This window comes from Marinobacter sp. MA, from assembly GCF_048298425.1.
Classification (GTDB): Bacteria; Pseudomonadota; Gammaproteobacteria; order Pseudomonadales; family Oleiphilaceae; genus Marinobacter; species Marinobacter salsuginis.
The window spans coordinates 544,034-556,859 of record NZ_CP103058.1; the positions used below are offsets into that span (position 1 = coordinate 544,034).

Sequence of the window (12,826 nt, forward strand, 5' to 3'; positions counted from 1 at the left end):
TGTTTGCAAGCCTTATCCGGAAGCTTTCCATGTTAGCGTTTTTGGTTCAGCGGATTTCCCAGGCGTTTCTGGTCATGTTTGTGATCAGTGTGATTGCCTTTGCCATTCAGGATGGCCTCGGGGACCCGCTTCAGGAAATGGTGGGGATGTCCGTCTCCGAGGAGGAGCGGGAAGCCATTCGAGACGAGCTTGGCCTAAATGACCCGATGGTGGTGCAGTACCTGCGTTTTGCGGGCAATGCGCTGCAGGGTGACCTGGGCAACTCCTACTTCTACAGCAAACCGACCCTGGAAGTGATTGCCGAGCACCTGCCGGCAACACTGGAACTGGTCATCGGTGCCAGCCTGATTATTGTGTTTCTCTCTGTGCCGATCGGTGTCTATGCCGCGATCCGGCCCCAGGCGTGGTTATCCAAATTCTTTATGGGCGTCAGTACCGTGGGTATTTCCATCCCGGTGTTCCTGACGGCCATTGTGCTGATTCAGCTGTTCTCCATTGGTGTGACGGTGAACTGGTTTCCGTCGGACACCGGCTGGGGCCAGTGGCTGAACGAGTTCTTTTCCACCGAAGGCGGGTTGCCTTCCTATGGTCGTGGTGATGAGCTGACGCACCTGTTCGGCACCTGGGAATCCGGCTTTTTCTCAAGCGGTGGCCTGATGCACCTTATCCTGCCATCGGTGTCGCTGGCCTCGATCATGCTGCCGCTGTTTATCCGGCTGATCCGGGCCGAGATGATGGAAGTGTTGCAGAGCGACTACGTCCGCTACGCTCGGGCCAAAGGCCTCAGTGCCGGCCGCATCAACTTCCTGCATGCACTCAAGAACACCATGCTGCCGGTGATCACCGTCGGCGGTGTGCAGATCGGCATAATGGTGGCTTACACCATCCTCACGGAAACCGTGTTCCAGTGGCCGGGCGTGGGCCTGATGTTCCTGGAAGCCATTACCCGCAGCGACATCCCGCTGATCGTGGCTTACCTGATGGTGGTGGGCCTGATCTTCGTGATTACCAATACTCTGGTGGATCTGATCTACGGACTGGTGAATCCCACCGTCAAACTGACAGGAAAGAAAGCATGACAACGGCAACGGTTTCCCGCTGGGACCGCTTCCGCGAGTCCTTCTTCTGGTACAGCTTCAAGCGCGACAAGGTGGCCATTGTCAGCTTCGCCGTGTTGCTGCTGATGGTGCTGGCGGCGGTGTTTGCGCCCCTGCTGGCACCCGCCGATCCCTACGATCTGGCGCAGATCAATATCATGAATTCCGAGCTGCCGCCGGTGGGCATGAGCGGAGCTGATCCGGCCTTCCCCCTGGGCACCGACGCTCAGGGCCGGGATCTGCTGTCCACTATTCTGTACGGAACCCGGGTGTCCCTGATGATCGGCTTCGGGGCAGTGGTTCTGCAGGCGTTTCTGGGCATTCTCTTTGGCCTGCTGGCGGGCTACCTGGGTGGCAAGGTGGATGCGGTGCTGATGCGCATTGCCGATGTTCAGCTGTCATTCTCCACGCTGATGGTGGCCATTATCGTAGGCGCCGTGTTCAAGGCGAGCTTCGGCAACCTGATGTTCGGTGAGATCGCCATCTATATGCTGATCTTCATCATCGGTGTCGCCGAGTGGCCGCAGATTGCGCGGACCGTTCGCGCCTCGGTGCTGGCGGAGAAGAAAAAAGAGTATGTGGATGCGGCCAAGGTGATGGGCTTCGGGACACGTCGGATCATGTTCCGGCATATCCTGCCCAACACCCTGTCACCGATCTTCGTTATTGCCACGGTCCAGATTGCCAACGCGATCATTTCCGAGGCGGCGCTGTCGTTCCTGGGCCTTGGTATGCCGGAGACCCAGCCGTCCCTGGGGTCGCTGATCAAGTCCGGGTTTGACTACATCCAGAGCGGTTCCTGGTGGATCACACTGATCCCGGGCCTGGTGCTGGTGGTGCTCGTTCTGGTCATCAACCTGTTGGGTGACTGGTTGCGGGATGTGATGAACCCACGGCTGTACAAGGGGTAACACCATGGCACTGTTGGAAGTTAAAGATCTGGATGTGCGCTTTGCTGTCCGTGGTGGTGATCTGACCGCGCTGCGGGGAATCAGTTTTACCCTCGACAAGGGTGAGCGCTTGGGCCTGGTTGGTGAATCCGGTGCCGGTAAGTCGGTGGCGGCGTTCTCGATTCTCAACCTGATTGCCAAGCCGGGCTACATCGCCGGCGGGCAGATCCTGTTCGAGGGCAAGGATCTGGCGGCCATGAGCGAGCGGGAACTGCGGAAAATCCGTGGTAACCGCATTGCCATGATCTTCCAGGACCCGATGATGACCCTGAACCCGGTGCTCACCATTGGCACCCAGATGGTCGAGGCTATCCTGGCCCACCGGAAGATCAGTAAAAAAGAAGCCCGCGCCATTGCGCTGGACCGGTTGCAAAAAGTGCAGATTCCGTCGCCGGAGAAGCGTCTGGATCAGTACCCCCATGAATTGTCCGGAGGTATGCGCCAGCGGGTGATCATTGCCATCGCTCTGCTGCTGGACCCGGAAATCATCATCGCCGATGAGCCGACAACGGCCCTGGATGTGACCATCCAGGCGGAAATCATGGACCTGCTGCTGAACCTGTGCGAGCAGGAGAATGTGGCGCTGATGTTGATCACCCACGATCTGGGGGTGGTCTCCCAGGTGACCCAGCGGATGCTGGTCATGTACTCCGGCCGGATTATAGAGCAGGGGCCAACCCGGGAAATCATCAATGATGCCCGGCACCCGTACACCCAGGGGCTGATCAACGCGTTGCCCCAGATGGGCGAGCCCGGCGAACGGCTGTTCCAGATTCCCGGTTCCATGCCGTCCCTGAAGAACGTGCCCTCGGGCTGCCCGTTCCATCCCCGCTGCAAGTTCGCTACCGAACAGTGCAAGCAGGCGATGCCCGAGTATGTCCGCTCTGGCAATGTGAATGTGGCCTGTTACGAAGTCGCCAACCTGATTGAGCAGGAGAAACGCATGCAGGAGGCCGAATCATGACCTCCCCGTTGGTAAGTATCCGCGGTCTTGAGAAACGCTTTGACCTCTCCGGCAGCCTGCTGGAGCAGATCACCTTCGAGGGTGGCCGTTTCCGCCGCAAACAGGAAGCGGTCCATGCCATCAACGGCGTCGATCTGGAAGTGCAGAAGGGCGAAGCCCTGTGCGTGGTGGGCGAATCCGGTTGTGGCAAATCCACCGTGGCGCGAACTGTCATGGGCCTGCTCTCGCCCAGCGCCGGCGAGATCCACTACGACGGCCAGCGCATCGACAACCTGGAGCGCAAGGATTCTCTGCCCTACCGTCGCAAGATGCAGATGATCTTCCAGAACCCCTACGCTTCACTCAACCCGCGTATGACCATCCAGCAGACCCTGGAGGAGCCGATCCGGTTTCACCATCCGGACTGGTCGCCGGTGCAGGTGCGGGACAAGATCCACGAGGTGATGCATTCGGTGGGCATTGATCCGGACTGGGGCAGCCGCTTCGGCCACGAATTCTCCGGCGGCCAGCGCCAGCGGATCGCCATTGCCCGTGCCCTGGCGGTGGATCCGGAATTTATCGTGGCGGACGAGCCGATCTCGGCCCTGGACGTGTCGATTCAGGCTCAGGTGCTGAACCTGCTCATGGATGCTCAGGAAAGCCGCGGGCTGACCTATCTGTTTATTACCCACGATCTGGCGGTGGTGGAGCATTTTGGCACGCGGGTGGCGGTGATGTACCTGGGAAGAGTCTGTGAGCTGGCGGATACAAAAACGCTGTTCTCCGCCCCCCCGGCATCCATACACTCAAGCGCTGCTTTCTGCGATTCCGAAACTGGAGGACGACCGTCCCAACCACATCCGGCTGAAAGGGGAAGTGCCCACTCCCGTGAATCTGCCGTCGGGCTGCGTGTTCCATGGGCGCTGCCCCTATGCCAACGAGCGATGCCGGCAGGAAATCCCGCAGCTGATCACCACGGATGGCGGTACCCAGGTTGCCTGCCACGCGGTGGAAGAGGGCCGGTTGTAACGGCGCCGCTGCGATAGGCTATGATGCCAGCAGCAGAACTCGCATCGATACAACGACATACCCTCAGGGGACTCCATGGAAGTACGCTGGTTGGAAGATTTTCTGGCGCTGGCCCGAACGCGCCATTTCTCACGTGCTGCTGAATTGCAGCACGTGAGCCAGCCTACGTTCAGCCGACGGATCAAACTTTTGGAAGAGGCAATGGGAAGCACGCTGATCAATCGTCAGACGCTGCCCCTCTCATTGACGCCTGCCGGCGAGATCTTCCGGGAACTGTGTGAGCGGATTACCCGGGATGTTCGGGATACCCGTGATCGCATTACCGCCCTTGAAGCCGAGGTGTCTGCCAGGATCAGTGTGGGCTCCACCCAGGGCCTGTTCTCGCACTTCTACCAGGGCTGGGCCCAGGACGCCGGCATCGCTGAACGTCTGCAGCTAAACCTGAACGCTACCAGTTGGGTGGGGGAGCAGTTCCTGGAAGCGCTGGACAGTGGCGAGTGTGACCTGGTGCTGTGTTACTGGCACCCGGATCTACCCTGGGGCGGCAGGCTGACCGCCGACAGTTACGATTGGCTGGTGCTGGCTCGCGAACACCTGGTCCCGGTCAGCGTTTCTGACGATCAGGGGCATCCCCGGTTTGCCCTGCCGGGCAGTGCTGAACAACCGGTACCGCTGATTGCCTACCACAGTCGTGGTTTCCTGCAATCGGCGATTGAAGGCCATCTTGTTCGCAGCAGGCTAAGCGCCAACCTGTTGCCACTCAATGAGAATACCCAGTCGGCCAGTATCAAGGCGCTGGTCAAACAGGGTTTCGGCATGGGGTGGCTGCCCCGGCGCATGACCGAAAAAAGCGAACAATTCGGCAGTCTGGTGCGTGCTGGTGATGAGAGCTGGGACGTGCCCCTGGAAATCCGCCTGATCCGTCTCCGGGATACCCGCTCGGAGGATCTGTTAACCCTCTGGAAAACACTGGAAGATGGCTATGCCTGATGATGCCCTGTTGCACCTGCAGATCGATCACCTGAAAGAACTGCAGGCCCGATACGAATCGGCGCTGGCGGAGCATGGTTACGACAGCCTGCTCATCTCATCCGGCGCCGCGCCATACCACTATGGTGATGACCAGGCGTGGCATTTTCAGGGTTACGGTCCGTTCCTTCAGTGGACCGGGCTGGCCGGTCGCGAACATTGCTGGCTCTGGATTCGGGCGGGGCACAAACCCGTGCTGTGGCTGTATGAGCCGGTGGATTTCTGGCACGCCAATTCGCCTTTGGCGGAAGAACCCTGGCAGCAGTTTATCGAGGTTCGCAGCAGCGATTCACCCGAGGCGCCGTTGTTGGATGATCCCGACAGCCTGGCGGTGATCGGCGACCCCGCACTGATCAGTAATATTCCCGGAGACACAAACCCGGACGATCTGCTCCGGGAACTGGACGAAACCCGGGTGCGCAAGACTCAATATGAAATCGAGTGTCTGGCGCAGGCCAACAGTCTGGCTCTGGAAGGCCATGCCGCCGCCAGGGAGGCGTTCCTGGCCGGTGAAAGCGAGTTCGGCATCAACCTGGCCTACCAGAAGGCAACCGGTCAGCGGGAAGCCGAAGCGCCGTATCACAGCATTATCGGGCTGGACGAGCACGCAGGGACGTTGCACTACCAGTATTACGATACGCAGCCCCCGGGGCAGCCCCGCAGCCTGCTGATCGATGCTGGCGTCCGTTTTCGGGGCTACTGCTCCGACATCACCCGCACCACGGCAGGCCCGCAGGAGTCACACTTTGCGGCGCTGATCCATGGTCTCGACCGACTCCAGGTCAGGCTCTGCGACATGGTCGCGCCCGGGGTGGACTACATCGACATCCATCGCAAGGCGCATCAGGGGCTTGCCGCCCTGCTGTCGGCCACCGGTCTGGTGTCTGGCCTGGACGATGATGCCATCGTCGAAAAGGGCATCACCCGTGTGTTCTTCCCCCACGGCATCGGTCACTTCCTGGGCGTCCAGGTTCACGACGTGGCTGGAAAGCCAGCGCCGCCTCCGCAAGACGCGCCGTTTCTCCGTCTCACCCGCAGGCTGGAACCCGGTATGGTGGTCACCATCGAACCGGGTCTCTATTTTATTCCTTCCCTGATGGATCCCTTGCTGGAAGGGGAGTTGGGGCAGTACCTGAACCGCGAGTTGATTAGCCGGTTGAGGGGCTGCGGGGGCATTCGTATCGAAGACAATGTGGTGGTCACCGAAAACGGCTCGCGGAATTTGACCCGAGGTTAATGAGTCTCGCAACACAAAAAGTTGCACAAAATTAAGCCAGAAGGCTTGCATTTCGAGATGCCAATGACAATAATTATCACTAACTTTTATTGTCATTGGTGATTCACTGCTATGTACGTTTGCCTTTGCCACGGCGTAACCGACCGGGAAATTCGCGAAGCTGCCGATAACGGCGTGTCATCCATGCGTCAGCTTGGCAAAGAGCTGGGTGTTGGCACCCAGTGTGGACGCTGTGCCTGCACCGCCCGCGAAATCTTGCGCGAGAGCCGCACGCCCGACTACATGGCCATGGCCAATATGCTCGCCCAGCCTGCCTGACCGGTACGATTGTCCGGTTCTATTTTTCTCTTGTCCGATAAGGGGCTATCCTAAGAGGCTGACACATTCGGCCATCAGGGAGCCCTATCATGAAAGGCGATAAAAAGGTCATCCAGCATTTGAACAAGGTCCTCGGCAACGAGCTGACCGCGATCAACCAGTACTTTCTCCATTCCCGCATGTACAAGGATTGGGGCATTACCAAGCTGGCCGCCAAGGAATACGAAGAGTCCATCGACGAAATGAAGCATGCAGACCTGCTCATTGAGCGGATCCTGTTTCTCGAAGGCCTGCCCAATCTCCAGGATCTCAACAAGCTGTTAATCGGCGAGAACGTCGAGGAAATGATCTCCTGCGATCTGAAGCTGGAAGAAATTGCTCACAGCGATCTGAAAGAAGCGATCCTCTATTGCGAGGAAGTTCAGGACTTTACCAGCCGTGAGCTGTTCCGGAGCATTCTCGATAGCGAAGAAGAACACATTGACTGGCTGGAAACCCAGCTGGAAATGATTTCCCAGATGGGCGTCCAGAACTACATCCAGCTTCAATCATCCGCCGCGGAGTAACGCCAGACAATGGACTTGTCATGTTTCAAGGCCTACGACCTGCGAGGCCGGGTGCCGGATCAACTGAACCCGATCCTGGCTGAGAAAATTGGCCGCGCCTACGTGGAGATAACCGGCGCGAAGAAAGTGATCGTCGGCTACGACATTCGTCTCTCAAGCCCGGACATTGCCGAAGCGCTCAGCTCCGGCTTGATGGCCGCGGGGGCGGATGTGTTCGATATCGGCCTGTGCGGCACCGAACAGGTGTATTTCGCCACCAGCCACTACAGGATGGACGGCGGTATCATGGTGACCGCCAGCCACAACCCCAAAGATCACAACGGCATGAAAATGGTCGGCCCCGAATCCCGGCCCATCAGTTCCGATAATGGGCTGAATGAGATCCGAGATCGGGTGCTGGAACCTTTTGCTGATGCTGCAGAGCAGGGGCGGTACGAGCCCCTGGAAGTGATGAGCGCCTACGTTGATCACCTGCTGGGGTACATCGATGCCGGTTCTCTCAGCCCGCTGACCATTGTCTGCAACGCCGGTAATGGCGGTGCCGGCCTGGTTATCGACGAACTCGAACAGCACCTGCCTTTTGAATTCGTCAAAGTGCACCATCAGCCAGACGGCCATTTCCCGAACGGCGTACCTAATCCGATCCTCCCGGAGAACAGGGCGGCCACGGCCGACGCCGTTATCGCAGAAGGTGCCGCCATGGGCATCGCCTGGGACGGCGACTACGACCGCTGCTTCTTCTTCGACGAAAACGGCCGCTTTATCGAGGGCTACTACATCGTCGGCCTGCTGGCCGACCAGTTCCTGCACAAAACCGGCGGCGGCAAAGTCATACACGACCCCCGCCTGACCTGGAACACCCTGGATCTGGTGAAAGCCGCAGGGGGTGAAGCCATCGAAAGCAAAACCGGCCACGCCTTCATCAAGCAGAGAATGCGTGACGAGGACGCGGTCTACGGCGGCGAAATGAGCGCCCACCACTACTTCCGCGACTTCGCCTACTGCGACAGCGGAATGATCCCCTGGTTGCTGGTTGCCGAACGCCTCTGCCAATCAGGCCAGACATTGTCGTCGCTGATTGATGCCCGAATCGAAGCCTACCCGGCCAGCGGCGAAATCAACCGCACCATCGCCGATCCCCCCAAAGTCATCGCTGCGATTGAAGCCAAATACAGCGTTGGCGCCAAAAGCGTCAGCCACGTGGACGGCGTAAGCATCGAATTCGATGACTGGCGCTTCAACCTCCGGATGTCCAATACCGAGCCGGTTGTGCGTTTGAACGTGGAGTCGCGGGCGGATATCCCCTTGATGGAAGAGAAAACCGAAGAATTGCTGGCCGAGATGGATCGGCTGAACAAAGAAGGTTAACTCAGCGGCTGGCTCTGTCCCTCACTACACCGAAACGGTCAGAGCCAGTCGTTCAGCATAATCCCGATACCAAACCGCTGAATTCGATGGTTATAGTCAATCAGGCTCTCACCATACCCGTTGTAGTACTGGAAAAACCCTTTAATCGTATCCCCCATCGGAAAGCTGTACCCGAACTCCACCGACGTCTTGTTGTTCTCCGATCTCAGGTTATTCATCAGCCGCAACGAAAACGTGCGATCTTCGGTCAGCTTGTACACCGCGTAGTAATTCGCATACCCCAGATAACGTTCGATATCGGCGTTGTCGTCTTCGCTGTTCTCCGGAATCCGGTACCAGGGCTGAACCATAAACAGCCATCGATCATAGCTGTAGGCGGCAGACCCCATAATGCGGTTCCAGCTCCGGGAGCGCGGCTCTGACTGGCCGTTTGACTGGTGGTTGAATCCCAGGGTCACGCCATTGAGCCGGCCCGGTCCAATATCCCAGTCAGTCTGGTATCGGGCGAATATCTCTGGCTCGTAATTGGTCTCCCGGAATGGCGCCGAATCATCCTGGTTATATACCTGCCAGAACGAGGTCTGGGTATAGCCGAACCAGAGCGTTGTACGGTCATCCAGAATGCCCGTCAGCAGCGGCACCTTGAAGCTGATCTGGTACTTGGCTTCTTCCCGTTCCAGATCATAGTCATAGCCGATGGACCCCAGCCTGGGGCTGGAAGGGGATTCGTTCAGATCTTTCACCCAGCTTACGGGCAGGATATAGGTGGGACGGTGGCCCACAAAACTGCCAGAGAACGAAAATACGGCCTTTTCAGCCGCCACATATCGGTCCACCAGGGCCGCCATGACGCCCGCATCGGAATCGCCTTCCAGCCCATTGCCGGCTACGGCATCGAGATCTTCGCCATTCGGTGCCAGTTGCTCTGCACTTTTCTCGGCCTGCTCTTTGGCGCTTTCGGGGGCCTGGGCCTGACGCTCCTTTGGCTTGTAGAGGCTGTCAAAGCAGGCCAGGCGCTTGATTCCGTCGTCAATCAGCGCGCATTGCTCCGGTGAGTCAATCGAGGGTCTCTCTTCAGTCTGCGCCTGTACGATAGTGGGCGCTGACAGCAATGCGAGAGCAATGAAAGCCGACGATCGCGTCAACAGGTAGGCGGGTGTCATGGGGCGGTCTCCTAGCTGGCAGTCAGGCTGAACCAGGTGTTGGCAATGCCGTAGATCCAGACGCCGATCAGGGTGACGGCCAGAAGCGAGAAAACAAGCTTGTGCCTGAACCGGTTGCCACTGTCTGCCGAGGCAACCCAACGAAGGTACATCAGACCGATAAAGCTTATGAAAACCCCCAGACTGGCAAAGGCCGGGATGAGCAGCCAGGCGGCGCTGATTGTCTGGCCGCTACTGGTCTGGCTGGAAAACCACCCCATGGATCCAAGTAAAACCGCCAGCGCCGTGAATTCGGCGATCAGCAGTGGTTTGCGTAAGGGGTGGGGCGAAGTCGGTTCCGTATTGGTCATGAAAACAGGTCCTGGATGGTAGAACGTCGGCGAACACCATGGTAACCGGATTGCTCGCGAAACACCCCCAGACTTACGAAATCGCAATTAAAATGGTTGAAATCAATTTATGATTTTGCTGTTTGGTTTTTTTGCCAGGTTTCAGTCGCTATAATGCGGCGACCGAAGATTATAACGCTCAAATGCGAGGTGCATTGTGAAGATGAAGAGAGTCCTGGCTGCTGTATTGGTCGTTGCAGGCCTGACAGCTAGCGCCGTAATGGCAAGCGTCGAAGATGAAATCCGCGCACGTATCAGCCCGGTCGGTGAAGTATGTCTGCAGGGTGAAGAATGTGGCGAGGCTGCGGCGGCCACCGAAACTGCCAGCTCTGGCCCTCGCTCCGGCAGCGAAGTGTATGATGCTGTGTGCATGGCCTGTCACACTACCGGCGCCGCTGGTGCGCCTGTGATCGGTGATGCCGATGCCTGGGCTCCCCGTATCGACAAGGGTCTGGAAACCCTGGTGAGTCACGCGATCAATGGTTTTAATGCCATGCCGGCGAAAGGCGGCTGTGCCAGCTGCCCAGACGAAGAAATTCAGGCAGCCGTTGAACACCTTGTCGAGCAAAGCCAGTAAGCACCGCGGTTTTGTTTGTTGAAAAAGCCCCGTAAAGGGGCTTTTTTGCATCTGGGTATCCGGGCATCTGGATAGAAACTAGAGGCCCAGGTCACCCAACAGGGCGCTGAGGGTCGCCTTACCTTTTTTCTGGTTCGCCTCCGCATCCAGGTCACCCATGCCTTCCCACTTCAGGTCTTCTTCGGGCAGTTCATCCAGGAATCGGCTCGGAATGGTTTCCAGCTTTTCGCCGTACTGCTTCCGGGTGGCCGCATAGGTCAGCGTCAATGTCTCCCGGGCGCGGGTAATGCCCACGTACATCAGTCGCCGCTCCTCCTCGATGTTGCCTTCCTCGATGCTGCTGCGGTGCGGCAGGATTTCTTCTTCAAGCCCCATGATGAAGACGTGCGGGAACTCCAGGCCCTTGGAGGCGTGCAGGGTAAGCAGCTGGACCTTGTCGCTGTCGTCCTCTTCCTCCCGCTGCTCCATCATGTCCCTCAGGATCAGTTTGGTAATGGCATCTTCGATACCCAGTTCGTCGGCGGTTCCCTTACCGTCATCAAGCATGCGCTGGATGGATTCCACCAGGTACCAGATGTTTTCCATCCGGCGCTCGGCCTGCTTGGGTGTCCCGGAATGCTGATGCAGCCACTCTTCGTATTCGATGTCCGTGAACAACTGCTTGATGACGGGAACCGGGTTCTCGCTGTGCAGTCGCTCGCAGGTGGCATCCACCCAGTGGGCAAAGCGCCGGAGCCGATCCAGCCCCTTTTCCGTCACATGGGTTTCTGCCCCCATGTCGCCCAGAGCCTTGAACAGGCTCACGTTGCGTGAGCGGGCGTAGTGGCTGAGCTGTTCCAGGGTGCGCGGACCGATTTCCCTTCGCGGCACGTTGACCACTCGCAGGAACGCCGCATCGTCATCCGGGTTGATCAGCAGACGCAGGTAAGACATGGCATCCTTGATCTCGTTCTTCGAGAAAAACGACTGGCCGCCTGAGATCCGATAGGGAATCTGGTAAGCCTGCAATTTCATTTCCAGCAGTCGCGCCTGGTGGTTGCCGCGGTACAGCACAGCGAAGTCCCGGAAATCGAGGCCTTTCTTGAGCTTCTGGTCGAGAATTTCCGTGGCGACCCGGTCGGTTTCCGCGTCCTCGTTGCGGCACCGGACAATTCGGATTTCTTCGCCGATGGTGTGATCACTCCACAGTGCTTTCTCGAACACGTGGGGGTTGTTGGCGATCACCGTGTTGGCACTGCGAAGGATTCGTGCGGTGGACCGGTAATTCTGCTCCAATTTGACGATTTTGAGGCTTGGAAAGTCTTCTTTGAGCTGGGCCAGGTTTTCCGGTCGGGCACCACGCCACGCGTAGATTGACTGGTCGTCGTCGCCCACCACGGTAAACGCGGCCCGCTCGGCTACGAGGAGTTTGACCAGTTCGTACTGGCAGACGTTCGTGTCCTGGTATTCATCCACCAACATGTAGCGGATTTTCCGGCGCCACTTGGCCAGCACGTCCGGGTGTGAGCGGAACAGCATTACCGGCAGCAGGATAAGGTCGTCGAAGTCCACTGCGTTGTAGGCTTTCAGGTATTCGTTGTATTTCTTGTAGATTATGGCGATACGCTGTTCCCGCTCATCGGCAGCCTTGCTAAGGGCCTCTGCCGGGCCGCGCATGGCATTCTTCCAGGATGAGATGGTCATCTGGATGTCGTTGAGCTCGTCGCCGGCCTCGGCACTGGCCTCCCGGAGCATCAGATCCTGTAACAGGGCCTTGGCATCTTCGGCGTCGAAGATGGAAAAGCCGGGGTGGTAGCCGAGGTGCGTGTGCTCCTCCCGGATCATGTTGAGGCCAAGATTGTGAAAAGTGGATACAATCAGACCCCGGGTCAGCTTTCGGTCAACGATCCGGCCAACCCGCTCCTTCATCTCCCGGGCGGCCTTGTTGGTGAAGGTGACTGCGGCAATATGACGCCCCGGAATTCCGAGCTGCTCGATCAGGTAGGCGATCTTGCGGGTGATCACACTGGTCTTGCCGCTGCCTGCGCCGGCCAGCACCAGCATGGGGCCATCGGCATAGCGCACTGCTTCGCTTTGTCTCGGGTTGAGCTTGTTCACAAATACATGGCCAGAATGGAACTAAATGGGGATAAAGGACGTGGCCTTATTCTACACCACTCA

At 58.3% G+C, this 12,826-nt stretch carries 12 protein-coding genes and 1 pseudogene; 10 read left to right on the plus strand and 3 right to left on the minus strand.

Annotation, left to right across the window (positions count from 1 at the left end; translation table 11 throughout):
* Positions 1-29 precede the first annotated feature (29 nt).
* The 9 genes and pseudogenes from NUW46_RS02450 (at position 30) to NUW46_RS02490 (ending at position 8,537) form a co-directional block, all read left to right on the plus strand.
* Positions 30-1,079: an ABC transporter permease gene (locus NUW46_RS02450; RefSeq protein ID WP_418141306.1), complete on the plus strand. Its 1,050-nt coding sequence runs from the start codon at positions 30-32 to the stop codon at positions 1,077-1,079.
* Positions 1,076-2,008 (plus strand): ABC transporter permease, encoded by a 933-nt coding sequence (locus tag NUW46_RS02455; RefSeq protein ID WP_014575818.1) that lies wholly within the window; start codon positions 1,076-1,078, stop codon positions 2,006-2,008. The genes NUW46_RS02450 and NUW46_RS02455 overlap by 4 nt, the downstream gene beginning before the upstream one ends.
* 4 nt (positions 2,009-2,012) lie before the next feature.
* Positions 2,013-3,011, plus strand: coding sequence for an ABC transporter ATP-binding protein (locus tag NUW46_RS02460; RefSeq protein ID WP_418141307.1), 999 nt, complete (start codon positions 2,013-2,015; stop codon positions 3,009-3,011).
* A pseudogene (locus NUW46_RS02465) lies at positions 3,008-4,019 on the plus strand (ABC transporter ATP-binding protein). The gene NUW46_RS02460 and the pseudogene NUW46_RS02465 overlap by 4 nt, the downstream one beginning before the upstream one ends.
* Positions 4,020-4,094: 75 nt before the next feature.
* Positions 4,095-5,009, plus strand: coding sequence for a LysR family transcriptional regulator (locus NUW46_RS02470; protein WP_418141308.1), 915 nt, complete (start codon positions 4,095-4,097; stop codon positions 5,007-5,009).
* Positions 5,002-6,285, plus strand: coding sequence for a Xaa-Pro dipeptidase (gene pepQ, locus NUW46_RS02475; protein ID WP_418141309.1), 1,284 nt, complete (start codon positions 5,002-5,004; stop codon positions 6,283-6,285). Before NUW46_RS02470 ends, pepQ begins: the two co-directional genes overlap by 8 nt.
* Positions 6,286-6,396: 111 nt before the next feature.
* Positions 6,397-6,603, plus strand: coding sequence for a bacterioferritin-associated ferredoxin (locus NUW46_RS02480; protein ID WP_153634833.1), 207 nt, complete (start codon positions 6,397-6,399; stop codon positions 6,601-6,603).
* Positions 6,604-6,692: 89 nt separating this feature from the next.
* A complete protein-coding gene (gene bfr, locus NUW46_RS02485; protein WP_136630861.1) occupies positions 6,693-7,169 on the plus strand; it encodes a bacterioferritin in 477 nt (158 codons plus the stop codon).
* A gap of 9 nt (positions 7,170-7,178) precedes the next feature.
* The gene (locus NUW46_RS02490; RefSeq protein WP_418141310.1) at positions 7,179-8,537 is read left to right on the plus strand and encodes a phosphomannomutase; all 1,359 of its coding nucleotides are present in this window, start codon (positions 7,179-7,181) and stop codon (positions 8,535-8,537) included.
* A 38-nt stretch (positions 8,538-8,575) separates the two neighbouring features.
* Here the strand turns inward: NUW46_RS02490 and NUW46_RS02495 are convergent, their stop codons facing one another.
* Complete coding sequence (locus tag NUW46_RS02495) at positions 8,576-9,700, minus strand: phospholipase A (RefSeq protein WP_418141311.1); 1,125 nt, start codon at positions 9,698-9,700, stop codon at positions 8,576-8,578.
* Between the two features lie 11 nt (positions 9,701-9,711).
* The gene (locus NUW46_RS02500; RefSeq protein ID WP_069184705.1) at positions 9,712-10,050 is read right to left on the minus strand and encodes a hypothetical protein; all 339 of its coding nucleotides are present in this window, start codon (positions 10,048-10,050) and stop codon (positions 9,712-9,714) included.
* Positions 10,051-10,252: 202 nt separating this feature from the next.
* Between NUW46_RS02500 and NUW46_RS02505 the strand changes: the two genes are divergently transcribed.
* Positions 10,253-10,666 (plus strand): c-type cytochrome, encoded by a 414-nt coding sequence (locus NUW46_RS02505; RefSeq protein ID WP_069184706.1) that lies wholly within the window; start codon positions 10,253-10,255, stop codon positions 10,664-10,666.
* Between the two features lie 78 nt (positions 10,667-10,744).
* On the opposite strand, the gene rep is transcribed toward NUW46_RS02505, so the two are convergent.
* A complete protein-coding gene (gene rep, locus NUW46_RS02510; protein WP_136631235.1) occupies positions 10,745-12,763 on the minus strand; it encodes a DNA helicase Rep in 2,019 nt (672 codons plus the stop codon).
* Positions 12,764-12,826 lie beyond the last annotated feature (63 nt).